This is a genomic window from Hydrocoleum sp. CS-953 (genome assembly GCF_002260545.1).
In the GTDB taxonomy this organism is placed as follows: Bacteria; Cyanobacteriota; Cyanobacteriia; order Cyanobacteriales; family Microcoleaceae; genus Trichodesmium.
In genome coordinates, this window is sequence record NZ_LGSU01001494.1 from 1 (window position 1) to 25696 (window position 25696).

The following is a 25696-nucleotide window of genomic DNA, read 5'->3' on the forward strand; positions in this document are numbered from 1 at the left end:
TTACTCCACAAGTTGCGCATTTATTCTTTTGCCGTTTTAACAGCGTTGTGACTTCTTTCCTCATACCAGGATGTTTACCGATTCTACTACTCCAGTAAGTCCAGTCCCCGTCATAAGGGGATTTATTACCTTTCACCTTGATGTGCCGTATTATGGGTACATCCGAATGTTGGTTTAAAATATATTCACCATCGTTAAGTATCCAATTCCTCGTTTCTTTAACGTTGGGGAAATATTTTTCTCTAACCCAGGTTTTTGACTTATTTGGATGCCTTCTATTTGCCCATCTCCATAATCTTTTCCAAAGGCGATTATCCATTTCTTTGAATATCTCTTTGCTGACTACAGTTGAGTAATAGTTAGCCCATCCCCTTATCATCGGATTTAGCCTAGCTATTAAGGCTTTAGTTGGGGCATTTTTGTTCTGATCACATATATCTGCCAGTTTCCGATAGTGAGCTTTAATGCTCTTGGAGGACGGTTTAATCAGTGTCTTAAATCCTTGTTCGGTTGACTTTACCTGACCTTGCCTAATTGTGAATCCCAAGAAATCGAATCCAGGCTTGTTCCCTTCATATTCTTCTAAGGTGTGGGCAATTCTGGTATTTTCTGGTTTTAGTTCTAATCCCACCTGGTTTAACCATTCCTGTATTACGGCTTTTGCTTGCAGCACTACTTTGATGTCTTCGTGTAGGATTACGAAATCATCAGCATAGCGAATTAGAGAAAGACTCTTTACCTTACATTGCCAGCCTTTTTGGCTTCCATTGGCTCTCTTCAAGTCAATAGTTTTAGCAAATTCCATTAGTCTTTCTTCCATGCCGTGCAGAGCGATGTTTGCTAGTAAGGGTGATATTACCCCGGACTGTGGTGTATCTTCCACAGTGTCTAGGAATTTATTCTTGTCAAATACCCCTGACTTTAACCATTGTTTGATTAGTCGTCTGTAAGGTGTTTTTCCCATCTTTTCTAGCAGTGCATCATGGTTAATTCGGTCAAAACATTTGGATATGTCAGCATCAAGTACATACTTTGGTTTTTGTTTAATGCTGTCAAAGATTGCTTCTATAGCATCATGTGTTGACCTCCGGAAAAGACCATAGCTATTAGGTTCAAAACGTGCTTCCCATTCTGGTTCCATACCTAACTTTACCAAGCTCTGTAACGCTCTGTTATACATCGTAGGAATGCCTAACGGGCGTTTTTCGTCTTTTCCTGGTTTAGGTATCGAGACATCAGGGGTGGGAGTTGCTTTGAGGTAGCGTGATGAAAGTAGGTTTACCAAGTTGAATCTTTGCATTGGTGGTAGATTTTTGATACCGTCTACACCGGAAGTTTTCTTACTTTGGTTGTCCTGTGTTACGCGCCTAACAGCTAGCAACCTGGCGTAATAACTAGAAGTCATAAGTCTTTGGTATTTACGCATCTTGCGGATTTCGCCACGGCTGGATGCTCTGTAAATTAATTTTTGCAACTTAAATACATTCTTCTCGACCCGTTTCCAATTAATATCTTTCCATTTGAGAGTTGGATTGATACATACTGGAGCTGGTATATCGTCTGTATCCCATGCCACGCTTAAAAAGCGAGTGCTAATTGGCGATCTCTCCATTTCCTGCGGACAGGTGACGCCAACAGAATGTAAGACGCACTCAACAAAGGGCTTTGGATTACCCAATCTTCTTTTTAGTGTTTTAGCCTTATTCATTGCTTGCTCATTACCTTACATTACGTCTAACAGTGGGTACGTCTGCAATTAATGGATAATGAATAATGGATAATTAGAGCATTAGAGACTTAGATAGAAAATTAGAAATTTTCAAAACAACTCTTTCATTATCAATTGTCAATTATCAATTATTTCTGCTTCTTACCCAATCCTACTCTCCCTAAGACCTGCAACAATAGTGCAGATTGACCTTGAATGGCTTCCTAAGATTTCGACCTATATACTTAGGTGTATTAGAGAGGTTTCCTCGTTCCCTTATGCCTTTATTGCGACTAATTTAGTGGGGCAAAATCTCCCGGAGGGTTCGGTATGGTTNACCCAATCCTATTCTCCCTAAGACCTACAACAATAGTGCAGATTGACCTTGAATGGCTTCCTAAGATTTCGACCTATATACTTAGGTGTATTAGAGAGGTTTCCTCGTTCCCTTATGCCTTTATTGCGACTAATTTAGTGGGGCAAAATCTCCCGGAGGGTTCGGTATGGTTAGTTGATATTATCTTTGAAATAATAATATCCAAAGACCCTCTGACTTTCGTCCTACATCCCATAGCTACCTTTGGGATGGTTCTCTGTAACGAGAGTTTTATTGCCTTCCTGTTCGTCCACTTGTCAGCCTTTGCTGGCGGTATCGTTCCTGGTAACTGGTATTGTCCCGCTTTTAGACCAGCTTCACCAGGTTGATGTTCAGTCTCTCCAGTGTGGTCTATGCTGTCAACCCAACAACAGGGCAGATGGAATCTCACCACCAAGGAAATAAGAGTTATTCACAAGTCGAGGATGTCCTCATGTATTGACTTGGAACGGCCATTTATACCTAGCTTCCTAGTTTAGTGGCCAACGAGTCGCACTTCAAACTCAGAGTCGGGAATTTCTTCATCTTCTGGGTCAGGTAGGTCTAAATTTAGCTCTGGGAAATTATTTAGAGCTTCGGCAAGAGCTTCGGGAAATTGGGGCATTTCAGGCATAATTGAATAACATTATCGCTCATAGTGCCGAAATATTATTGCATCATTAGACTAAATAATACCAATTAATATTTGAGACAAAAGTTATAAATAATAAGTCATAAGTCTGAATTAATCTCTGAGTGGGTTTTTTCTGCGAAAATGGTCGGGGAACAGCATTTATATCATGTCTGGTTGAATAGTTATAAATTAAGTCAGGAGTCGGGAGGGAAGAGGGGAAAAAGAAAGTATAGAACCCCTGAAGGGATTTTAAAATTAGAGATTGAGAGTAGGGGAGTAGGGGAGTGGGGGTAGGGACGTTGCATAAGGGCGTCCGTACGGGAGTGTGGAGAGATGGGGAGATGGGGAGATGGGGTGTATTAGATATCTCTCACTCATCCAATCATCAAATCAATTCTTACCCATTTTTTATCAATTAATTCTCCACCAGGACTTATTTTATGGAGATACGGTTAGAGCTTCTATAAAAGGGATAAATTTTTTTATCGCGCTCTTATCCGGACATGATACTAGGGAATAGCAAAAAAATAAATTATCCAACTTTTGAACTAGACCTAATTTGTTTCGCTGCCTAATTTCCTTACTCCCTACTCCCTACTCTGTAAATTCAGGGTAATTGTATCTTTTTTTATTTGGAGTTCCCAATGATGGTGGTGCATAGTAATGGTATAGGAAGTGTGGGGAACGTGGGAAAAAAATGTATATTTTCACCATTACTATGCAGGACTACAGAGGTTTGAACCTTAATATTGGTAACTAATAACTATTAACTAATAACTGATAACTAAAATGACCTACACTTCATCCAAACAACTAAGCTTTGAAGAATTTATTACCCAATATGGAAATAATACAAGCTATGAACTTATTGACGGAGAACTAAGAGATATGCAGCCTACTGGTCCACATGAAGCGGTTGCTGGGAGTCTTAGTGGTAGAATTTATGTTGAAATTTTTCGGAATAATTTAAACTGGTTGATTCCCAAAAATTGTTTAGTAAAACCCCTATTTACTGAAGCAACTGCCCTACGTCCTGATGTGATTGTTTTAGATAAATCAGAACTAATTAAAGAACCTCTTTGGCAAAAAGAACCAGTAATTTGTAATGGTAATACTATTAAACTTGTGGCAGAAGTTGTTAGTACAAATTGGCAAGATGATTATGCTAGAAAAGTAGAAGAATATGCTTTTTTAAATATTTCAGAATATTGGATTGTGGATTTTATAGGATTGGGTGGTTTACAATTTATTGGTAATCCTAAACAACCTACTTTGACAATTTGCCAGTTAGTGAATGGTGTCTATCAGCAAAAACAATATCGTTTGGGAGAACCTATTTATTCTTATATATTTCCTGACTTACAATTGCGACTCAACGACATTATGCAAATTTAAAATGCTGATGGGATAAATATAGCTCTACGCGCAAGTCAGAAGTCAGAAGTCAGAAGTCAGAAGTCGAATTCTTACTTTAGTTATTTTGATAAAACTAGAAAAAATATTTAACTGATAACTCCCTACTCCCTACTCCCTACTCCCTACTCCCTACTCCCTACTCCCTAAATTAACATAGAGGTAGTAGCCTAATCTTGTTAATATGAGTTATTGCCTCAATCCTCAATGCCAAAATCCCCAAAATCCTGAAGGGACATTATACTGCCTCGCCTGTGGGTCAAAATTGCTGCTCAGAGAAAGATATCGGCCCATTAAACCTATCGGTAGGGGTGGTTTTGGTCGGACTTTTTTTGCCGTGGATGAAGATAAACCTTCTCATCCTCCCTGTGTAATTAAACAATTTTTACCTCAAAATACTGGCAACCCAAAAAAAGCTGCCGAATTATTTCAACAGGAAGCTGTTAGATTAGATGAACTTGGTCAACATCCACAAATTCCCGAATTATTAGCTCACTTTGAACAGGATAATAATCAATATTTAGTACAAGAATTTATCGACGGTTCTAATTTAGCTGAAGAGTCAATAAAAAAGGGTCCTTTTGATAGTAATCAAATTAAACAAATCTTGACTGAACTATTACCAGTTTTACAGTTTATTCACGAACATAAAGTAATTCATCGGGATATAAAACCAGAAAATATTATTCGTCGTAGTTCCCCTCCACAAACTACTGGATGGATGACTAATACTAATAGATTAGTATTAGTTGATTTTGGTGCAGCTAAAGTTATTACTGGAACTTCGATAATGCAGCCAGGAACAATAATTGGCAGCCCGGAATATGTCGCTCCAGAACAAGTAAGAGGTCATGCTATTTTTGCTAGCGATATCTATAGTTTGGGAGTAACTTGTATTTATTTGTTGACTCAAGTATCTCCTTTCGATCTATTTGATGTGATGAAAGATAAATGGGTATGGCGAGATTATTTGAATCAATCTATTAATAGTATGTTAGCAAGAATTATTGATAAAATGCTGGCAACTAATCCTAAAATGCGTTACCAGTCTGCTGCGGAAGTAATGAAAGAATTAAACCCAGACCTGAAACTTCCTACTATCCCTCATATTTCTCAACCCACACCATCCTCAACTAGAAGACCAACACCATCTCCAACTCCTGCTAGACGACCTATACCCACATACCAACCTCCGAAACCGCAAACAAAACAACCCACAAATTCTATTACTGCACCGCCTCATGTTGTGCAACCAACTGTTATTCCGCAACCACGACAGTCAACTTGGAAATGTGTCTTAACTTTGACCGGACATTTTGACTCGGTAAACTCGGTAGCATTTAGTCCGGATGGGGAAACTTTAGCGAGTGCGAGTCGAGATAAAACTATTGAAATTTGGGATATGAAAAAAGGTAGACGTTGGTTTACTCTCACTGGTCATGGTGACTCTGTGCAAACAGTCGCGTTTAGTCAAGATGGGGAAATGTTGGCGAGTGGTAGTCGGGATAAAACTATTGAAATTTGGGATATGAAAAAAGGCAAACGTTGGTTTACTCTTATCGGTCATTCTGACTGGGTGGATACGGTGGCGTTTAGTCCGGATAATCAAATGTTGGCAAGTGGAGGTAGGGATAAGGCGATTGAAATTTGGAATTTGCAGAAGGCGAAGCGGTGGTTTACTTTAATAGGACATGAAGACCGGGTTTATACTGTTGCTTTTAATCAAGATAGTGGAATGTTAGCTAGTGGTAGTCGCGACCAAACTATTAAAATATGGGATTTGCAAAAGGCGAAAGAGTTATCTACAATAAAAGGCCATTCTGACTGGGTGCGGTCGCTCACTTTTAGTCCAGATGGTGGAGTATTGGCGAGTGGTAGTCGGGATGGTACGATTAAGTTATGGCAGGTTTATGGAGGGGAACTTATTTCCACACCAATACAAAATTTGAAGTATGGTATGAGTGATGTTTTGTCGGTGGCGTTTAGTCCGAATGGCAAAATAGTTGCCAGTGGATATCGCAATGGGATTATTAATTTATGGGATGCTATTACTGGGGAGTTGTTGGAAACTCTGAATGGTCATGGTAGTGATGTATTTTCGGTTGTGTTTAGTCAGGATGGTAGGAGTTTAGCGAGTGGGAGTAATGATAAAACGATTAAAATTTGGCAGGTGTAAAACAGTTATCAGTTATCAGTTATCAGTTATCATTCCAGTAGGGTGCGTTAATGGAATGTAACGCACCGCCTCTTCCTTACAGCACTTTTCTAATTTATAAACCACATCGTCATAACCAAAAGCTCGTAGGGACGCCCTTATGCAACGTCCCTACATTGTGGTCTACCCAAATGAAAATTGCTGTAATATTTGGTGCGTTACGCTTTCCTTACGGAATGCTGCGCAAACGCTTTTTATGTCGCGTAGCGAAACACACCCTACAAAATTCTACTCTTGCAGTGAATAAATACGGCATAGTAATATTCGGTGCGTTACGCTTTCCTTACGGAATGCTGCGCAAACGCTTTTTATGTCGCGTAGCGAAACACACCCTACAAAATTCTACTCTGTTTCATCTTAAATGTAGGTTGGGTTTCGTCCCTCAACCCAACAACAGTCTTTCTCCCGTACGGACGTTGCATGCAACGTCCCTACCCTACTTCCCTACTCCCTAATGTGGTATAATTGGGGGCAAATATTTTTTGTTTGTTCCCTATTCCCTATTCCCTGTTCCCTATTCCCTAAAATAAAAATATGCTACTAGAATTAAAAAGATTAACCATACCACCCGGACAAAAAGTATTACTAAAAAATGTAACTTGGCAGGAATTTGAAGAAATTATCACCGACTTAGGAGAAAGTCGTTCCTCTCGAATAGCTTATGCAAATAATACTTTAGAAATTATGGCTCCCTTAGCAAAACATGAACGTAGTAAATAAATTATTAGTGATTTGCTAAAAGCACTACTAGAGGAACTAGAAATATAATTTTTAACTCTAGGTTCCACAACTTTTAAAAATGAGCAGATGGCAAAAGGAATAGAACCTGAAAATTGTTTTTATATTGAAAATGAAGCTAAAGTTCGTGGGAAAAAACGTCTAGATTTGACTGTCGATCCTCCTCCAGATTTAGCACTATAAATAGATGTAACTTCCCGGAATCATACTGATATTTATGCAAGTTTAGGAGTAGGGAAATTATGGCGATTTGAGAAAGGAAAGTTGCAGATATATGTATTAGAAAATAACAAATATATAGAGTCAGAATTTAGTCCACATTTTCCCAATTTACTCTTAACTGAAATTATTCCCGAATATGGCGATCGCTGTCAAACTCTAGGTAGAAATCAAACCATGAAAGCATTTCGTAATTGGGTAAGAGAACAAAGATAATTTGGTAATCAATAATATAGAATCCGGATAATTACCATAGCTATGTCATTGCGACTGGAACGGAGTGGAAGGAAGCAATCTCTGCATATCCCTGAGATTGCTTCCTATCGTAGCAATGACGACTTTTCAATTCCATTTATTGTAGGGGTTTGGTTTCCAAATCCCCTTTTCCGTTGGGTTTGGAGACCAAACCCCTACAATTTTTTTTCACAAATTATTAACCACGAACTAAACCACTAAAACCTGCTACCCAGAGAGATGTTAATATCCAACCAAAAACTATATGAACCCATAAATACCATTTAAGTAAAGCACCAGTTTTTACTTTGAATAATATTAATGGAATTTCTCTACCTTTTTTAGGATTTGGCAGCCAATATGTTTGTTGATGTAGGTCAACTATAGGGATAAATGTATCTAATGAATATTTTTCGGANCATAAATACCATTTAAGTAAAGCACCAGTTTTTACTTTGAATAATATTAATGGAATTTCTCTACCTTTTTTAGGATTTGGCAGCCAATATGTTTGTTGATGTAGGTCAACTATAGGGATAAATGTATCTAATGAATATAACCAAAAATTAAATTCTGGATAGTCTATATCAATTTTTTTATTGTTAGTTTCTTCGCTATATGGACTGATTTCTGAAGCTGGTGAAAATAGGCATTTATTATTGGATATTGAGTTTAAACAATTCTCATAACCTGCACGAAATAAATAAAAACCACTGAATATAAAAATACTACTTAAAAGTAAAGCTCTTGTCGGTTTATAGCCATAGACAATTGTAATATCTAGAAAGTAATTCCAAAATTTACTTAATTTGTTGAGTTTTGGTCGAATGTCTCTTTCTTTATGAATTAATATTTCTGTAGCGGCATCTGGATCGCCTTCTTTTTTTAAAACTTCGGCTAATTGTTCATAAGTTTGAGGAAAAAATTCGGGTTGAAGTCTCAGCCATTTGAGGCGGGTTTTGGCATCTTTTAGAACTTTAATATTATCGTCTGTTCCAAGTTTCTGATATATGAAACCATCAAGGTTTATATTGTTTTTTTGAGGCCAACTTTCTTCGTCGTCTCTGAGGCGACCTATTCTGGCAAATTGTAGGTCTATTTTCATGTAGTGAGATTCTATTCTTTGATATTCTTGTTGAAGCAGTGATGTAATTTGATTATTATTTCTATCTGTAATGAAAGGATTTAAGAGACGTAAATATAGGGGGAAAGTTACTTTTTCTTGTTTAATTTTCATCATACTTAATGTGTCGTCAACTCTGGCACTAACTAAATAAATTTTCCCTTGAAAAGTTCCTTTATCTAATAAAATATCTCCCTCAACATTGATTCCTTCAGCAGATAAAACATTACCTTTTTCGTTGGAAAAGTTGCCATTAGTGCAGTCAAGATTTCCTTTAATATTTGCTGCGGTTAAATCTACTTTGCCTTCAGCTTTGAAGCCATAGGTTAGACTGATGTTAGTTTTAACTTCTATATTCTGAGCATTGAGCGCATTTTTTCCTGGATTAGAGAAATGACCTTTGCGACAAGAGAGTTGACCGCCAATAGTAGACCCAGATAGGCTGACTTCTCCCTCAGCCTTGAAATCATTGCCTAGAAAGACATTAGATTTGACTTCTATACTCTCAGCAATAAGTGCATCTTTTCCTGGATTAGAAAAATGACCCCTGATACAAGCGAGTTGACCACCAATAATAGCTCCAGGTAGACTGACTCTACCCTCCGCTTTAAAACCATTGCCCAGAATGACAGAACTTTTAACTTCTATGCTCTCAGCAGTGAGCGCATCTTTTCCTTGATTAGAAAAATGACCTTGACTACAGTCAAGTAGACCACCAATAGTAGCTCTAGATAGACTGACTCTACCCTCCGCCTTAAAGCCATTAATCAGAAATATATCAGCTATGACTTCTATACTCTCAGCAATGAGCGCATCTTTTCCTTGATTAGAGAAATGACCCCTGATACAAGCGAGTTGACCACCAATAATAGCTCCAGGTAGACTGACTCTACCCTCCGCCTTGAAACCATTGCCCAGAATGACAGAACTTTTGACTTTTATATTCTCAGCAATGAGCGCAGATCCTTCTTTATTAGAAAAATGACCATCACTACAGTTGAGTAGACCACCAATAGTAGCTCTAGATAGACTGACTCTACCCTCCGCCTTGAAGTTATTTTTGAGATCGACAGAACTTTTGACTTTTATATTCTCAGCAATGAGCGCAGATCCTTCTTTATTAGAGAAATGACCATCACTACAGTCGAGTGGACCACCAATAGTAGCTCCATATAGATTGACTTCTCCTTCAGCCTTAAAGCCATGACTCAGAAAGACAGAACCTTTAACTTCGATACTCTGAGCAATAAGTGCATATCCTTCTTTATTAGAGAAATGACTCCTAACACAAGCGAGTTGACCACCAATAGTAGCTTCTAATAGACTGATTCTACCCTCAGCCTTGAAACCATAACTCAGAAAGACAGAACCTTTAACTTCGATACTCTGAGCAATAAGCGCATCTTTTCCTGGATTAGAGAAATGACCGTGACTACAATCGAGTTGACCACCAATAGTAGCTCCATATAAAATGACTTTACCCTCAGCCTTGAAACCATTGCCCAGAATGACATTACTTTTGACTTCTATGCTATGAGCCATAACTGCATCTCTTTCTGGATTAAAGAAATGACCGTGACTACAGTCGAGTTGACCACCAATAATAGCTGCATATAAACTTACTCTACCCTCAGCCTTGAAATCATTTCTCAGAAAGACAGCACCTTTTACTTCGATACTTTCAGCAATAAGCGCATCTCTTTCTGGATTAAAGAAATGACCGTGGCTACAGTTGAGTTGACCACCAATATTAGCTTCTAATAGAATGACTCTACCCTCAGCCTTGAAATAATTATCAAGAAAGACAGAACCTTTGACTTCTATATTCTGAGTATTGAGCGCATCTTTTCCTTTATTAGAGAAATGACCTCCACTGCAAGAGAGTACACCACCAATAGTAGCCGCAGATAGATTGACTTGTCCCTCAGCCTTGAAACCATCTCTCAGAAAGACAGATTCTTTGACTTGTATATCCTGAGCAATGAGCGCATATCCTTCTGGATTAGAAAAATGACCTTTAATACAATCAAATTGACCACCAATAGTAGCTCCAGATAGATTTACCTCACCCTTGCTCTGAAAGCCATTTTTCAGATATAAACTACCCCTAACTTTAATCAACTCAGCATCAATACCAACAACATGACCACCATTAAACTTGACTTCTTTTACCTTCGCTCCCCTGAGAATAATTTTTTCTGTAAAAACACATTCTGTGAAATACAATAAACTCTCAAACTTAACAAACTCAAGATTTAATTCCCCCGAAATTTTAGCTCCACGAACCTGTAAACCATGATTAGTAAAATATTTAAAAGCTTCGACATCTGTACATAGCCAGTAAATAAACTTAGCTGGTAATGTTCTTTCTCCTAATGATTCTACTGTAGCTCTATTATTAAATTCCTTTTCTTTAATGATGGCTGCTAATAACTGTTTTAACTCTTCTGGATGTTCTAAAATTTCTAACTCCTTTAATTGTTCTAAACCTAAATCTTCCAAATCTTCTAACTTTTCTACATCTTTTAACTCTTTTAACAGTCTTAAATCTAATTGTTTCTTAAGGAAAATAAGTTTTTTGGATTTAACTTGATAATTAGCTACTTCTCCTTGAACAATAGCTTTTAATAACCTTTTCTCAACTGAAGTAAGTTCTTCTTTGTACCTCTGCTTGGCTAATCTAAATAAATTTCTAAGTTTGTCGTCCATAACTTTTCAGATTTTAGGAATAGGAATATCGTTAATATTGTATAGCAGTTCTTTAATCTATGAAGTACAGTTTTAGATCTCTGCTTAGGGCGGGTTTATATAAATCTTAGGGTAAGCATGAAAATTTCCACTAAAACCCGCCCCTACTATTGCACTATTTTAGGTGTGTAACAAACCTGTAAATTTTCTAACATAAGGCGCCCGAAATCCCAAAACAATATTCAAATTATTTTTTACTTATTTTTAATTATCTATCTTTGTAGTAGGGCTTTAGCCCTTTCAACCTTGATTTTAGGGCTGAAGCCCTACTACGAGCTATAATCAAAAAATCTCAATTACTATTATCCATCATGTCTGAAACAGCAGAACAAATTCGCATCTATGGCACTGTGCAAGGTGTCGGTTTTCGCCCTACTGTCTACCGCATTGCTAAAACATTGGGGTTGCGTGGTGAAGTCAGTAATGACGGACAAGGTGTCTTAATTAAAGTTGTGGGCGATCGCTCTACTATTAACCAATTGATCGAAAAAATTCATTCTGAACGCCCTCCACTTGCCCACATCGAAACCATTACGCGCCACCCCCTGGAAAACGCAAATTTCCCAGACTTTATCATCGCTGCCAGCAACAACAACACCGTTTGTACCCAAATAGCACCCGATGCTGCCACCTGTTCCAACTGCAAAAGTGAAATATTCGACCCTTTGAGTCGGTGGTATCGTTACCCATTCACCAATTGTACCCACTGCGGACCTCGCCTCAGTATTATCAAAAAATTACCTTATGACCGCAAAAATACCACGATGGCAGATTTTAACCTTTGCCCAGAATGTCAGCAAGACTATTCCGATCCCCTCAACCGTCGCTTCCACGCTCAACCTACTGCTTGTCATGTCTGCGGACCGAAAGCTTGGTTAGAAAGAGCGGATGGTAAACCAGTCAGTGCCGATATGTTCTCAATGTTGGATGATGTCGATGCGGTTTGCACTCTCATCCAACGTGGNCTTGCCTCCAGAATATCAAAAAATTTCCCTAATGACGCCAAAAACCCCAGATTGGCAAATTTAACCTTTGCCCAGAATGTCAGCAAGACTATTCCGATCCCCTCAACCGTCGCTTCCACGCTCAACCTACTGCTTGTCATGTCTGCGGACCGAAAGCTTGGTTAGAAAGAGCGGATGGTAAACCAGTCAGTGCCGATATGTTCTCAATGTTGGATGATGTCGATGCGGTTTGCACTCTCATCCAACGTGGAATGATAGTTGCTATCAAAGGTTTAGGGGGTTTTCATCTTGCTTGCGATGCCACAAATGAGGAAGCAGTGCAAAAATTACGTCTTCGCAAACGTCGCCCTGATAAACCTTTAGCGTTGATGGCACGAGATATTGATCTGATTTCTGAATATTGTCATATTAGTGAGACGGAACAGAAATTACTCGAAAGTGTAGCTGCTCCCATTGTTTTGTTGGAAAGAACTATTGCGCAACAGTTAGCGCCCAGTGTTGCACCCGGACAAAATACTTTGGGTTTCATGTTGCCATATACGCCATTGCATCATTTAGCGTTGCGTCGTTTAAATGTTCCCATAGTGTTAACAAGTGGCAATTTNGAATATTGTCATATTAGTGAGACGGAACAGAAATTACTCGAAAGTGTAGCTGCTCCCATTGTTTTGTTGGAAAGAACTATTGCGCAACAGTTAGCGCCCAGTGTTGCACCCGGACAAAATACTTTGGGTTTCATGTTGCCATATACGCCATTGCATCATTTAGCGTTGCGTCGTTTAAATGTTCCCATAGTGTTAACAAGTGGCAATTTTTCTGATGAACCTCAGTGTATTGATAATGAAGAAACGCGGGAGAAACTATCAGAAATTGCTGATTATTTTCTCATACATAATCGCCCAATTTTTAATAGGGTTGATGATTCTGTGGTGCGAGTTATTAAGGAAGTGCCTCAGGTATTACGTCGCGCCCGTGGTTATGCTCCTGCACCGATTAATTTACCTCCGGGATTTGCCGATATTCCTCCTATTTTGGCAATGGGAAGTGAGTTGAAAAATACTTTTGCTTTATTGCGGGATGGACAGGCTATTTTGTCTCAACATATTGGGGATTTAGAAAATAGTTTAGCTGCCAAAGCTTATGAACAAACTTTGAATCTTTTTTTAGGTTTATTGGAGGCGGAACCGAGTGTAATTGTTGTGGATAAACACCCGGAATATTTATCAACAAAATTGGGGAAAGATTTGGCTACTGCTAATAATTTAAAAATAATTGAAGTGCAACATCATCATAGTCATGTCGCAGCTTGTATGGCAGAAAATGGATTAGATATTGATTGTAAGCCAGTTTTAGGAATTGCTTTAGATGGATTAGGTTATGGGGAAGATGGAACTATTTGGGGCGGAGAATTTTTATTAGCAAATTATCACGGGTTTGAACGTTTAGGAGCTTTTAAACCTGTAGAAATGATTGGAGGGGAACAAGCTATTTATCAACCTTGGCGAAATACTTATGCCCATTTGGTCGCTGCTTTTGGTTTAGATTTTCTTAAGGATTACCAAGATTTAGAATTATTTAATTTTTTCCAAACAAAACCTCTGGCCACCCTGAATCAAATGCTGGAAAAAGGGATTAATTCTCCTGTGGCTTCTTCTTGCGGACGGTTATTTGATGCGGTGGCTGCTGCTATTGGGATTTGCCGGGAATCATGTAGTTATGAAGGCCAAGCTGCGATAAATTTGGAGGCTTTGGCAACAGAGTATTTATTAAATGATGCTGAAGAAATCGAGGGCTATAAATTTGATATGTTAAATTTAGATATAGATAGTAAATTCCCTCTTACTTATCTGGTGCCACAGCCGATGTGGCAATCCTTACTGATAGATACAAAACAAAGTGCTACTCCGGCTCTGATGGCAGCTAAATTTCATCAAGGATTGGCGATCGCTATTTCTGAGATGGTAGCTGAATTTCATCAGAGTTGTGAGTTTAATAAAGTCGCTTTGACTGGAGGAGTATTTCAAAATAAATTGTTACTTGAAGGAGTGAGCGATCGCCTAACTAAAATGGGCTTGGAAGTGTTGACTCACAGTCAAGTTCCACCTAATGATGGGGGTTTATCTCTGGGTCAAGTAGCGATCGCTGCTGCTAGACTTGGAGTAGGGGAGCAGGGGAGTAGGGGAGTAGGGAGGTAAAATTAAAATATTGCCTACACTGCATTGATGCACCCTCTAGCAAATCAAAGAATGGATAAAAAAATTTGTTTTGATTTTAGTAAAAGTTTAATTAATTGAATAAAAATGTGTTTAGGTATTCCCGGTCAAATTACAGAAATAACTAATGCCGAGCAGAAGTTGGCAATGGTTAATATTAGTGGGGTAAAACGAGAGGTTAATATTGCCTGCATAGTTGATGAAGAACATCCGGTTGAGTCTTGTGTTGGCGACTGGGTGTTAGTTCATGTAGGTTTTGCCATGAACCGTTTAGATGAGGAAGAAGCAACAGAAACTTTGAAATTATTGCAGGAAGTTGCTGCGGTAATGAATTAAAACGTAGTGGAGTGACACACCTTAAATGGTGCAATAGTAGGGGCGGGTTTTAGTAGAAATTTTCATGCTTACTCTAAGATTAAGTAAACCCGCCCTAATGCACAAATTATTATATTTATTTCTGACAACTGATAACTGATGTAGGTTGGGTTGAGGAAAAGTTTTTGCTGGCGCATAACTCCGTTAACGGCTCTGAGCCGATATGTTTGCGGAGCATTCCGTCAGGAAAACGCTGCTCGATATAAAAAGCGTAGCTTATCCGCAGGATAAACCCAACATATTGTTATATTTATTTCTGACAACTGATAACTGACAACTGAAAAAACTGATATGAAATACGTTAAAGAATTTCGCGACCCCGACAAAGCGCAAGGTTTAGTAAGAGAAATTGATAAACTCAGCCAAAAATTAGGATACTCCACGGAACACCCACTAAAAATAATGGAAGTTTGTGGCGGTCATACTCACTCTATTTTCAAATATGGCATTGAGGAAGTTTTACCTAATAATATTGAACTAATACATGGCCCTGGATGTCCGGTTTGTGTGATGCCAAGGGGTAGATTAGATGACGCGATCGCTCTGGCAGAAAAATTAAACGTTATTTTTACCACTTTTGGTGATGCGATGCGGGTGCCGGGTTCCAAAAAAAGTCTGTTGCAAGCAAAAGCTCAAGGTGCAGATATTCGGATGGTTTATTCGCCCCTGGATAGCTTGAAGATAGCTAGGGAAAATCCAGACAAAGACGTTATTTTCTTTGGTTTGGGTTTTGAAACTACTGCTCCCAGTGCTGCTTTAACTATTTTGCAAGCAGAAGCAGAAAATATTTACAACTTCAGCGTTTTCAGTAATCATGTTTTAGTTGTACCCGCACTAGAAGCATTACTGAGTAACCCAGATTTAGAATTGCAAGGTTTTGTCGGGCCTGGTCATGTGAGCATGGTTATTGGTACCGAACCCTACCGCGTGATTTCCGAGAAATATCAGAAACCTTTAGTTGTATCAGGATTTGAACCTCTGGACATTTTGCAATCTATTTGGATGTTGCTACAGCAAATGTTAGAAGGTCGTTGTGAGGTGGAAAACCAATATAGTCGCGTGGTGAAAGAAAGCGGTAATAAGGTGGCATTGGAAGCAATGAGCAAAGTATTTGAAGTGCGAGAGGAATTTGAGTGGCGTGGTTTAGGAGAAATTCCTGAGTCTGGGTTGAAAATTACTGATGCTTATGCCTATTTTGATGCTGAAGTTAAGTTTTGTGTGCCTAACAAAAAAGTTGCTGACGCTAAAGCTTGCCAATGTGGGGAAATTCTCAAAGGTGTGTTGAAACCTTGGCAGTGTAAGGTATTTGGTACTGCTTGTACTCCAGAAAATCCTATCGGCACTTGTATGGTTTCGTCTGAAGGTGCTTGTGCTGCTTATTATAAATATGGTCGGTTGTTTAAGAAGGAAGAAGGAAGAAATAAGAAGGAAGAAGGTAGTGTATTAAGCATTAATATGAAATAAGGAAAAAAGCAAAGTAGTTTGAAAAATATGTCACCAGTCAGTGTTTTTAAACTACTTTTTTTTACTTAGAGACTGTTTGTAAAATAATTATTAAGAGAGCATACGAGTAACTAAAATCTAAAAGTGCTAATACTTCAAGGGATTGAAAGAAGGTAGATATATAAGTATTCAGTACATATATTCCTAGATTTTTAAGCGACAAATATTTGTCTTGATTTCTTCCTCCCTATTCCCTATTGCCAGTTAAGTGTTCCCTATCTCCTTTTTATATTTCCTGATACATTCAATCTCTTATACTTTATATATTCATCAATTAGAAACGAGGAAAAAATTATGCCATTTATCACTATTCAAATTGCCGACGGTCACTCCGTTGAATTAAAACGTAAACTAGCAAAAGCTGTTACTGATACAGTTGTTTCTACTTTAGGAACAAAACCAGAATGGGTGACAGTTCATATCGACGAATTTAGTAGAGAAAATTGGGCAGTCGGCGGTCAACTTCATATTGATAAACATCCAGGTCGCCATGCAGAAAAAGTAGAAAATAATAGTTAATTTTTCTGGTGAAAATTGGCAGTTAATCTGAAGTAAGTAAGCAATTAATTATTTGAAAATTGCCGTCTAAAAATTATGGTTAAAACAGAAATAGTAATCAGAGAGGCAGTTCCCATTGACATAAAAGCTATTATGGAATTGCTTTATCTAAAAGCAGAATTTGACGGCTGCCCCGAATCTCTCAAAGCCACAAGCGAACAACTAAATAAGGATCTATTCTGCACAAATCCTCTCACTTCAATTTTATTAGCTGAAGTGGGAGGTCAACCTGTAGGTTTCGCTAGTTACCATCGAATTTATTCTACATTTTTAGCGAAACNTCCCATTGACATAAAAGCTATTATGGAATTGCTTTATCTAAAAGCAGAATTTGACGGCTGCCCCGAATCTCTCAAAGCCACAAGCGAACAACTAAATAAGGATCTATTCTGCACAAATCCTCTCACTTCAATTTTATTAGCTGAAGTGGGAGGTCAACCTGTAGGTTTCGCTAGTTACCATCGAATTTATTCTACATTTTTAGCGAAACCTGGAATTTGGCTAGATGATTTGTATTTAAAAGAAGAATACCGAGGTCAAAAAATTGGTAAAACTTTAATAACTCGTCTGTATCAAATAGCTGAAAAAACAGGTTGCGGTAGAATTGATTGGACTGTAAATATTAATAACTCTCAAGGTATTAACTTCTATGAAAAAATGGGAGCCAATATTATAGAAAAGGTGAGATTATGTCGCCTGGAAATTCAATAATCAAGAAGTAATGTAGGTTGAGTAAAGTAAACTAAAATACACCTAATTTAGTAATGATTTAGATATTAAACGTCAGGTTGAAAATTTGAAAAAATATTATCGTAGATAAACTAATAAATCTAAAAATAAGCGATCTTAATAAAATTAATATTTAATATGACAAACTCTCTCTCCAACGAACATCTCCAACATCCTTTATTTAAAAAAATCGAACAAGCGCGACGTCGCCCGACAAAAGTACGCGACACCAACATTACCCTCGCTCACGGTAGCGGTGGCAAAGCAATGCGCGACCTCATAGAAGATATATTTGTCGGCAACTTCGACAACGCCACCCTATCTCAACTAGAAGACCAAGCAACATTTGACTTGGCAACTTTTACTGCTCAAGGAGACAGACTCGCTTTTACCACCGACTCTTATGTAGTTGACCCCATATTTTTTCCTGGAGGTAATATTGGCGAACTGGCAGTCAACGGCACCGTTAACGATCTAGCGATGAGTGGAGCAAAACCTTTATATCTCTCCTGCGGAATGATTATTGAAGAAGGTTTTCCTGTTGACTCCCTCCGAAAAATAGCGAAAAGTATGAAAGTTGCAGCAGATGTCGCTGGAGTGAAAATAGTCACTGGAGACACAAAAGTTGTTCACCGAGGAGCTGCGGATAAATTATTTATCAATACTGCGGGGGTAGGTGTAATTCGTTCTGGTGTTGCTATTTCTGCTCAAAATCTCCAACCAGGGGATGCCGTTATTGTAAATGGTTATCTTGGAGACCATGGAGCAGCTATTACGATCGCCCGTGGAGACCTAGCTTTAGCAACGGAAGTGGAAAGCGATACTCAACCTTTGAATGTTTTGGTTGATACTATTTTGGATGTTTGTCCGGAAGTTAAGGCGATGCGAGATGCTACCCGTGGGGGTGTAGCAACAGTATTAAATGAATTTGCCATGAGTTCGGAAGTGGGGATACGACTTTTTGAGTCTTCCCTACCAGTGCGGGAGGAGGTACAGGGAGTCTGTGAAATTCTCGGTCTCGACCCTTTGTATTTTGCAAATGAAGGTAAGTTAGTGACAGTGGTGCCAGGAGAAAAGGCGGAAACTGTGTTGGCAGCGATGAAGTCTCATCCTGCGGGTATTGATGCTGCTATTGTGGGGGAAGTCATTGCTTCTCCCCCTGGAATTTTGTTGTTGCAAACTACATTCGGCACCGAACGTATTGTGGATATGTTAGTGGGAGACCAACTACCGAGAATTTGTTAGGGAGATGTCGAGATAGGGAGATGGGGAGATGGTTTCTTTCTTACAGCGGTTTTCATTTGAATAGACAACAGTAGGGACGTTGCATACAACGTCCCTACAGGGTTATCATTTTTTTAATGTGGTTCATTGAGCTGAAAAGCGCTGTAATACCCAATTTAAATGCGTCTTATATAAAATCCGGTTATACAGTAATCGCAAAATTATGTCATTTTAATACAGATATTCTATTGAATNGGGAGATGGTTTCTTTCTTACAGCGGTTTTCATTTGAATAGACAACAGTAGGGACGTTGCATACAACGTCCCTACAGGGTTATCATTTTTTTAATGTGGTTCATTGAGCTGAAAAGCGCTGTAATACCCAATTTAAATGCGTCTTATATAAAATCCGGTTATACAGTAATCGCAAAATTATGTCATTTTAATACAGATATTCTATTGAATACTAATTAAAAAATTCAATAGTTCAAAATCTTTCTTTCTTCTGACTCCTGACTCCTGACTCCTGACTCCCTACCTATACGATAAGTAATTACCCGGATTATATATTAGCTTATCAATTCTTGAAGTTCAAAACCTCAATATTTAAAGAACATGAAAACTTTTTTTGATGCTAAAATTGAGATTATCGAACTTAATAAATATCAAGAACGTCCTGGATTTTCTGATAAGTATCATCTGGTTAATTTTTTGCTAAACTCAGATGGAATAAATTCATTTGAAGTTAATATTTGGGTTCATTCTAATTATCCAGAAGCAGAAATAATTAAAGTTGCTAGAACTTTTTTAAATCGTCGTTTACAAGATTTTGTGGAATTAACAAGTGAGGAGATTTATACATCTGATGAAGTTGATGCTTTCTGGCAGTCTGTAAAACCTGAAAATTTTTGAAGTAAAAAGGAATCTAATTGATTAGAATTTTCTGTTTTGATTTAATCGCAAATAAGGAAAAAAATTATGTCTACATTACCAACACAAACAAATATTGAATCATCCCCCAAAAGTTTCACAAATCAACCAGAAGATTTTGAATTTGTAGAACCAGATATTAGTGATGTTATTACTGAGGATGATACTCCTGTGGATAATTTAATTACTGAGAAACAACAACGACTATTAACTACTACTTTATACAGTTCTTTTCAAACAGACTTACCATTTTTAGCAACTGCCAATGTCGGGCTTTTTTACGGTAGTAAAATACCACCTCTCGTACCAGACATTCTCCTCAGTTTACAAGTCAAAGTACCGGAAGATTGGAGTCAAAAACAGAATCGTTCTTATTTTGTATTTTCTTTTGGTAAACCTCCAGAAGTAGCTATCGAAATTGTCTCTAATAAAATCGGTAATGAACTAGGTATTAAATTACAAGATTATGCTTTTGCTGCAGTTGGTTATTATGTCGNCCACCTCTCGTACCAGACATTCTCCTCAGTTTACAAGTCAAAGTACCGGAAGATTGGAGTCAAAAACAGAATCGTTCTTATTTTGTATTTTCTTTTGGTAAACCTCCAGAAGTAGCTATCGAAATTGTCTCTAATAAAATCGGTAATGAACTAGGTATTAAATTACAAGATTATGCTTTTGCTGCAGTTGGTTATTATGTCGTTTTTGACCCACTTAAACAACTTGGGGAAACTATTTTACGAGTATATGAATTACGAGGTAATAGTTATGTAGAGCTAGGAAATTTCTATTTGTCTCAAGTGGGATTGGGTTTAACAATTTGGCATGGTATTTTTGAAGGAAAAGAATATGATTGGTTGCGCTGGTGTGATGATTCGGGGAATATTTTGTTAACTGGAGATGAACGAGCTGAACAGGAAAAACAACGAGCCGAACAGGAAAAACAACGAGCTGACCGACTAGCAGAAATTCTCAGGGAAAGAGGTATTAGCCCTGATGAAATTTTGTAATTAAAAAATGTAGTGGGCGATCGCCTACTACTGACATTTTTTTGAGAAATTACTGTTTTTTTCACTCAATATAAATCGTCTTTAACTAATTTTTTGAAGTTAAAAACCATCTGTCTATTTCTGATATTTAAGCTTAAAAATTACCTGAAAAACTGAAAAAATATTGTAAATATGCACGAATTAGGAATCACTCAAAATATTGTTGCCATAGTTGCCGAAAATGCTGGCGACAAAACTGTTAAACGAGTCACTTTAGAAATAGGTGAACTTTCTGCCATTATGGCAGATGCTATTGAATTTTGTTTTGATGTTTGTAGTAAAGGTACAGTATTAGAAGGGGCAACTTTAGAAATTATCAAAATTCCCGGTTTAGGAAAATGTCGTCAATGTGGAACAGAAATTCCTCTGGAGCAACCATTCGGCGTTTGTCATGTTTGCAACAGTGTTGAACTTGATATTATTCAAGGTCAAGAACTTAAAATTAAGGAAATGGAAGTAGAAGAATTATGTGTGTAATATCAAATCCATTTGCAATAGAAGTGTTATGAGAAACCGGGTTTGTGAGAGTTAGATTTTAGTATGGTGGGGCATTTAAAACAAACCCGGTTTCTACGCTTTTTTANCTTAAAATTAAGGAAATGGAAGTAGAAGAATTATGTGTGTAATATCAAATCCATTTGCAATAGAAGTGTTATGAGAAACCGGGTTTGTGAGAGTTAGATTTTAGTATGGTGGGGCATTTAAAACAAACCCGGTTTCTACGCTTTTTTATTTCGATACTAAAGAATTTGATATGATTGATAAATAACAAAACAAACATTAACAATATAGTCAAATATTTTCACTGCCACTAAATTATAAATATTGTGAAAACAGACAGTATTTTCTATCAAATATTTCTCAACTTTCCGACAATTTTCTTTGAATTAATTAACCAACCAAATACCAATACTAAAACTTATGAATTTACCTCCCGTGAAGTCAAACAATTATCTTTTCGTTTAGATGGTTTATTCTTACCAACTGACAATAACCCTAATAAACCTTTTTACCTCGTTGAAGTCCAATTTCAACCAGATGATAATCTCTATTATCGTCTATTTGCCGAATTATTTCTCTTTTTACGACAATATCAACCCCCCAATCCTTGGCACATAGTTGTTATTTATCCCAGTCGTAATATCGAAAGGCAACAAAATCAGCACTTTGGCAATATTTTAGCCTCAAATCAAGTCCAACGGATTTATTTAGACGAATTGGAAAAAACTGTAAGTGGTTCATTAGGGGTTGGAGTTGTTAAACTTGTAATTGAGGCAGAAACTCAAGCGATTAATTTGGCTAAATCTTTAATTTCTCAAGCTCAAGAGGAAATTATTGAGCCAAAGATTCAAGAAGATTTAATTAATCTAATTCAAACAATTATTGTTTATAAATTACCCCAAAAAACTAGAAAGGAGATTNAAACTCAAGCGATTAATTTGGCTAAATCTTTAATTTCTCAAGCTCAAGAGGAAATTATTGAGCCAAAGATTCAAGAAGATTTAATTAATCTAATTCAAACAATTATTGTTTATAAATTACCCCAAAAAACTAGAAAGGAGATTGAAGCAATGTTAGGTTTAAGTGAATTGAAAAAAACTAAAGTTTATCAAGAAGCTTTAGCTGAAGGTAAAGTTGAAGGCAAAGTTGAAGCCAACTTAAAAGCTGTATCTAATATGATGCGTTTAGGTTTAACTTTAGAGACTATTGCTGAATATTTAGATTTGCCTTTAGAGGAAGTTCAAAGATTAGCAAAATTGACTGAAAATAGAGATTAAACTTTTTTTAATTTAATTAAGTAGGTAGACGCGAATCAACTTCACTATATAACCAAATGTTGGTGCGGTTGAGACCCTTGAGATTGCTTCCTTCCACTCACAATGACGTACTTGCAAATTTTCCCACTTACCAAAAAATGAGGTCCAAAGCCTCCCCTTTTAAGAGGATGAAAAAAATGTTTAATATCAAATCCGCATAGAATAAAAGGTGTTAACTATATATATACACCTTTTTTTTAACCCGGATTTGGTATAACTCAGTATTTCAAGCCTCCGAGTTAAGTCGGAGGTACTGATAACTGTTAACGCAGTTCCTCTGCAAGAGGCTAACTGATAACTGAAATGACCTACTTATAATCAAAAATCAAAAACAATAAATCAAATAAATGGAGATAAAAAAATTATGTGTGTAACTTGCGGTTGTTCCGGTAATAATGAAATTACTATTACTAATTCTCAAACAGGAGAAAAAATGACAGTAGATAAGCATGATTCCCATACTCATACTCTCCCAGATGGCACTGTTATTACTCATACTCATTCTGATAATCATACTCCTGAACATCATCATCACGAAACGGCAGAAGTTCATGCAAAAATGCACGGAACTACTATTAGTTTAGAACAGAAAATTTTACAGAAAAATGACCTAATAGCTGCCCAAAACCGAGGTTGGTTTAAAGGTCGAAATATTCTGGCATTAAATTTAGTTAGTTCTCCTGGTTCTGGCAAAACAACTTTATTAACTCGGACGATTAATGATTTAAAATCTGAATTGACTTTTAGTGTCATAGAAGGAGACCAAGAAACTATTAATGATGCGGAAAAAATTCGCCAAACTGGTTGTCAAGTTGTGCAAATTAATACTGGTAAAGGCTGTCACTTGGAAGCAGCAATGGTAGAAAAAGGTTATACAGAATTAAATCCTCCTTTAGATTCAGTTTTGATGATTGAAAATGTGGGGAATTTAGTTTGCCCTGCTTTATTTGATTTAGGAGAAAATTGTAAGGTAGCAATTCTATCAGTTACCGAAGGAGAAGATAAACCGATTAAATATCCCTATATGTTTCGGGAAAGTGAAGTAATGATTCTGACAAAAATTGATTTATTACCTTATGTACAATTTGATGTGAATCTTTGTATTGAATATGCAAAACAGGTAAATCCTAATATTAAAATTTTCCAGGTTTCTGCTATTAGTGGGGAAGGTTTAAATGATTGGTATGAATGGTTGAAAAATTAAATTATTCTCTTGCAAGAATAAAGTAATCAAAATATTTTTTCCTCATACATAAGAAACCGGGTTTGTGAGAGGTAGATGTTAGTATAGTGAGGGATTAAATACAAACCCGGTTTCTATTCTTTGTTACCGAATAATTAAGGTTTAAAGCCTTTCCTTTAAAGGAGAAACAATGAATTTATTTTCCTTTTATTCAATCCAATCCGTTTTCGGGAGAGGTAATTATCAATTATCAATTATCAATTATCAATTATTGAAGCATCAAGCAAATAAACTACCCGGAAACCCCTGTTATCATTGGAGAAGTCAGCATCTCCCCAAAGACGGGAAGCACTCCGACAATTTCCAGGTTCATCATCCCAATACCCACCACGAATAACTCGTACCTTACTATCTCCTCCAGTTTCCCAAGCACTACCATCATTAGGCGCACCTTCATAATTCTCATGCCCAATATCCTGACACCATTCCCACACATTCCCGTGCATATCATATAAACCAAAAGCATTAGGAGGAAAACTGCCTACATCAGTTGTCTCCCCTCGAAATTTACCTTGAGGAGCATCGCCATAAGTATAGTCGCCATTATAGTTAACTAAGTCAGTAGTAATAGTGTCTCCAAAATAAAACGGTGTAGTTGTGCCAGCGCGACAGGCGTATTCCCATTGACTCTCACTTGGTAATTTGTAAGTTTTCTGAGTTTTCTGGGATAACTTTTGACAAAACTTTTGAGCATTCTTCCAAGTAACAGTTTCTACAGGGCGTTTTCCTCCTTTAAAATTAGAGGGGTTTTCACCCATAATAGCTTGATATTGGTCTTGAGTAATAGGATATTTACTCATAGAAAAAGGTTGGATAGTAACTTCATGTTGAGGACTTTCAGCATTATCTTTTTCTACTTCGTTTTCTGGCGAACCCATCACAAAAGTACCCCCAGGAATAGACACCATTTCTAACATTATACCTTTACCCAAATCTTCAGTAAAAGATGTTACTTCATGGGAACTACGATTAACTTCTTCACCTTTATTGTTGACAATTATGACTTCAAATGGTTTTGGTGTACTTGGTTTAAGAACTAATTTTACTTGGAAACTTGCACCTGCTTTTTCTTTAGTAATATAGAGATTTCCTTCTCCTTCAAAATTAAAACCTACTTCCACCTCAGCTTGTTCAATTTTCATATCTTGATTAATTTCTTGCCAAGCTTCAGCAATAGGACGACTAATACTAACTAATATAGGTTTAACTTGGGCAAAAGTAGATTTAACTTTTTTAACGTCATTAGTAGAAATAGGTTTTGCTTCACCATCTGGAACTTCCGCTTCAACCAAAATCCCATCTTCTAGTTCAATTAGTTTGGTGGCCATATAAGTTTATTAGTAAATTTAACTGCTATTTCAATTNAGCTTCAGCAATAGGACGACTAATACTAACTAATATAGGTTTAACTTGGGCAAAAGTAGATTTAACTTTTTTAACGTCATTAGTAGAAATAGGTTTTGCTTCACCATCTGGAACTTCCGCTTCAACCAAAATCCCATCTTCTAGTTCAATTAGTTTGGTGGCCATATAAGTTTATTAGTAAATTTAACTGCTATTTCAATTTAAACATATTCTAGTAATTTACTCTATGAATTTTGCATAAATCAGAAAACAAGCATTTTAATATTTAGCAAAAGGTGAATCTAGCATTGATCAATATAAATATAGATGAAGCAGAATTTTTTTTTTAAGGAATATCTGAT

Annotated in this window: 21 protein-coding genes and 1 pseudogene; 18 read left to right on the plus strand and 4 right to left on the minus strand. The window is 37.1% G+C overall.

Going from position 1 to position 25696, the window contains the following annotated elements:
- Positions 1-1708: group II intron reverse transcriptase/maturase (gene ltrA / locus AFK68_RS33585; protein ID WP_094678685.1), on the minus strand; the 1708-nt coding region annotated here is incomplete at its 3' end.
- Positions 1709-2559: 851 nt separating this feature from the next.
- Positions 2560-2697, minus strand: coding sequence for a hypothetical protein (locus tag AFK68_RS37755; RefSeq protein WP_168186767.1), 138 nt, complete (start codon positions 2695-2697; stop codon positions 2560-2562).
- A 789-nt stretch (positions 2698-3486) separates the two neighbouring features.
- On the opposite strand from AFK68_RS37755, the gene AFK68_RS33600 reads away from it, so the two are divergent.
- From AFK68_RS33600 to AFK68_RS47505, 4 genes are all read left to right on the plus strand, one after another.
- Complete coding sequence (locus tag AFK68_RS33600) at positions 3487-4092, plus strand: Uma2 family endonuclease (RefSeq protein WP_094678687.1); 606 nt, start codon at positions 3487-3489, stop codon at positions 4090-4092.
- A 202-nt stretch (positions 4093-4294) separates the two neighbouring features.
- Positions 4295-6286: a serine/threonine-protein kinase gene (locus AFK68_RS33605; protein ID WP_094678689.1), complete on the plus strand. Its 1992-nt coding sequence runs from the start codon at positions 4295-4297 to the stop codon at positions 6284-6286.
- Positions 6287-6859: 573 nt separating this feature from the next.
- Complete coding sequence (locus AFK68_RS47500) at positions 6860-7045, plus strand: hypothetical protein (RefSeq protein WP_371357675.1); 186 nt, start codon at positions 6860-6862, stop codon at positions 7043-7045.
- Positions 7046-7327: 282 nt separating this feature from the next.
- A complete protein-coding gene (locus AFK68_RS47505) occupies positions 7328-7498 on the plus strand; it encodes a hypothetical protein (protein WP_371357677.1) in 171 nt (56 codons plus the stop codon).
- A gap of 217 nt (positions 7499-7715) precedes the next feature.
- Here AFK68_RS47505 and AFK68_RS40640 read toward each other — a convergent pair.
- Positions 7716-7934, minus strand: a 219-nt coding sequence (locus tag AFK68_RS40640; protein WP_210407761.1) for a hypothetical protein, incomplete at its 5' end; no start/stop codon positions are given.
- A 3764-nt stretch (positions 7935-11698) separates the two neighbouring features.
- On the opposite strand from AFK68_RS40640, the gene AFK68_RS33620 reads away from it, so the two are divergent.
- The 14 genes and pseudogenes from AFK68_RS33620 to hypB form a co-directional block, all read left to right on the plus strand.
- Positions 11699-12351 (plus strand): acylphosphatase (locus AFK68_RS33620; protein ID WP_246844629.1); only part of this gene is annotated, 653 nt, incomplete at its 3' end.
- A gap of 51 nt (positions 12352-12402) precedes the next feature.
- Positions 12403-12956 (plus strand): Sua5/YciO/YrdC/YwlC family protein (locus tag AFK68_RS35995; protein ID WP_210407763.1); only part of this gene is annotated, 554 nt, incomplete at its 3' end.
- A gap of 13 nt (positions 12957-12969) precedes the next feature.
- Positions 12970-14547, plus strand: coding sequence for a carbamoyltransferase HypF (hypF, locus tag AFK68_RS33630; RefSeq protein WP_256386709.1), 1578 nt, complete (start codon positions 12970-12972; stop codon positions 14545-14547).
- A 105-nt stretch (positions 14548-14652) separates the two neighbouring features.
- On the plus strand, positions 14653-14901 hold the full coding sequence (locus tag AFK68_RS33635; RefSeq protein ID WP_094678695.1) for a HypC/HybG/HupF family hydrogenase formation chaperone: 249 nt from the start codon (positions 14653-14655) through the stop codon (positions 14899-14901).
- 330 nt (positions 14902-15231) lie between these two features.
- Positions 15232-16404, plus strand: coding sequence for a hydrogenase formation protein HypD (gene hypD / locus AFK68_RS33640; RefSeq protein ID WP_094678697.1), 1173 nt, complete (start codon positions 15232-15234; stop codon positions 16402-16404).
- Positions 16405-16737: 333 nt separating this feature from the next.
- Entirely contained in the window at positions 16738-16962 is a 225-nt protein-coding gene (locus AFK68_RS33645; RefSeq protein ID WP_094678699.1) for a 4-oxalocrotonate tautomerase family protein, read from the plus strand.
- 342 nt (positions 16963-17304) lie between these two features.
- Positions 17305-17712: a GNAT family N-acetyltransferase gene (locus AFK68_RS33650; RefSeq protein ID WP_094678713.1), complete on the plus strand. Its 408-nt coding sequence runs from the start codon at positions 17305-17307 to the stop codon at positions 17710-17712.
- Positions 17713-17868: 156 nt separating this feature from the next.
- On the plus strand, positions 17869-18975 hold the full coding sequence (gene hypE / locus AFK68_RS33655; protein ID WP_094678701.1) for a hydrogenase expression/formation protein HypE: 1107 nt from the start codon (positions 17869-17871) through the stop codon (positions 18973-18975).
- A 594-nt stretch (positions 18976-19569) separates the two neighbouring features.
- Entirely contained in the window at positions 19570-19866 is a 297-nt protein-coding gene (locus AFK68_RS33660) for a hypothetical protein (protein WP_094678703.1), read from the plus strand.
- A 533-nt stretch (positions 19867-20399) separates the two neighbouring features.
- Entirely contained in the window at positions 20400-20891 is a 492-nt protein-coding gene (locus AFK68_RS33670) for a Uma2 family endonuclease (protein ID WP_246844632.1), read from the plus strand.
- A gap of 171 nt (positions 20892-21062) precedes the next feature.
- A complete protein-coding gene (gene hypA, locus AFK68_RS33675) occupies positions 21063-21407 on the plus strand; it encodes a hydrogenase maturation nickel metallochaperone HypA (protein WP_094678707.1) in 345 nt (114 codons plus the stop codon).
- A 350-nt stretch (positions 21408-21757) separates the two neighbouring features.
- Positions 21758-22351: Rpn family recombination-promoting nuclease/putative transposase (locus AFK68_RS40645; protein WP_210407762.1), on the plus strand; the 594-nt coding region annotated here is incomplete at its 3' end.
- Position 22352: 1 nt separating this feature from the next.
- Positions 22353-22708, plus strand: a pseudogene (locus AFK68_RS43175) (DUF2887 domain-containing protein); the annotation flags it as partial.
- Positions 22709-23111: 403 nt separating this feature from the next.
- Entirely contained in the window at positions 23112-23951 is an 840-nt protein-coding gene (gene hypB / locus AFK68_RS33685) for a hydrogenase nickel incorporation protein HypB (protein WP_094678711.1), read from the plus strand.
- A 236-nt stretch (positions 23952-24187) separates the two neighbouring features.
- Here hypB and AFK68_RS33690 read toward each other — a convergent pair whose 3' ends face one another.
- On the minus strand, positions 24188-25318 hold the full coding sequence (locus AFK68_RS33690) for a formylglycine-generating enzyme family protein (RefSeq protein ID WP_168186769.1): 1131 nt from the start codon (positions 25316-25318) through the stop codon (positions 24188-24190).
- Positions 25319-25696: the final 378 nt, after the last annotated feature.

Bases quoted from the DNA above. Each gene is read 5' to 3' on its own strand.
- AFK68_RS37755 (WP_168186767.1), bottom strand. From the start codon at position 2,697: ATGCCTGAAATGCCCCAATTTCCCGAAGCTCTTGCCGAAGCTCTAAAT.
- AFK68_RS33600 (WP_094678687.1), top strand. From the start codon at position 3,487: ATGACCTACACTTCATCCAAACAACTAAGCTTTGAAGAATTTATTACC.
- AFK68_RS33605 (WP_094678689.1), top strand. From the start codon at position 4,295: ATGAGTTATTGCCTCAATCCTCAATGCCAAAATCCCCAAAATCCTGAA.
- AFK68_RS47500 (WP_371357675.1), top strand. From the start codon at position 6,860: ATGCTACTAGAATTAAAAAGATTAACCATACCACCCGGACAAAAAGTA.
- AFK68_RS33635 (WP_094678695.1), top strand. From the start codon at position 14,653: ATGTGTTTAGGTATTCCCGGTCAAATTACAGAAATAACTAATGCCGAG.
- hypD (WP_094678697.1), top strand. From the start codon at position 15,232: ATGAAATACGTTAAAGAATTTCGCGACCCCGACAAAGCGCAAGGTTTA.
- AFK68_RS33645 (WP_094678699.1), top strand. From the start codon at position 16,738: ATGCCATTTATCACTATTCAAATTGCCGACGGTCACTCCGTTGAATTA.
- AFK68_RS33650 (WP_094678713.1), top strand. From the start codon at position 17,305: ATGGAATTGCTTTATCTAAAAGCAGAATTTGACGGCTGCCCCGAATCT.
- hypE (WP_094678701.1), top strand. From the start codon at position 17,869: ATGACAAACTCTCTCTCCAACGAACATCTCCAACATCCTTTATTTAAA.
- AFK68_RS33660 (WP_094678703.1), top strand. From the start codon at position 19,570: ATGAAAACTTTTTTTGATGCTAAAATTGAGATTATCGAACTTAATAAA.
- hypA (WP_094678707.1), top strand. From the start codon at position 21,063: ATGCACGAATTAGGAATCACTCAAAATATTGTTGCCATAGTTGCCGAA.
- hypB (WP_094678711.1), top strand. From the start codon at position 23,112: ATGTGTGTAACTTGCGGTTGTTCCGGTAATAATGAAATTACTATTACT.
- AFK68_RS33690 (WP_168186769.1), bottom strand. From the start codon at position 25,318: ATGGCCACCAAACTAATTGAACTAGAAGATGGGATTTTGGTTGAAGCG.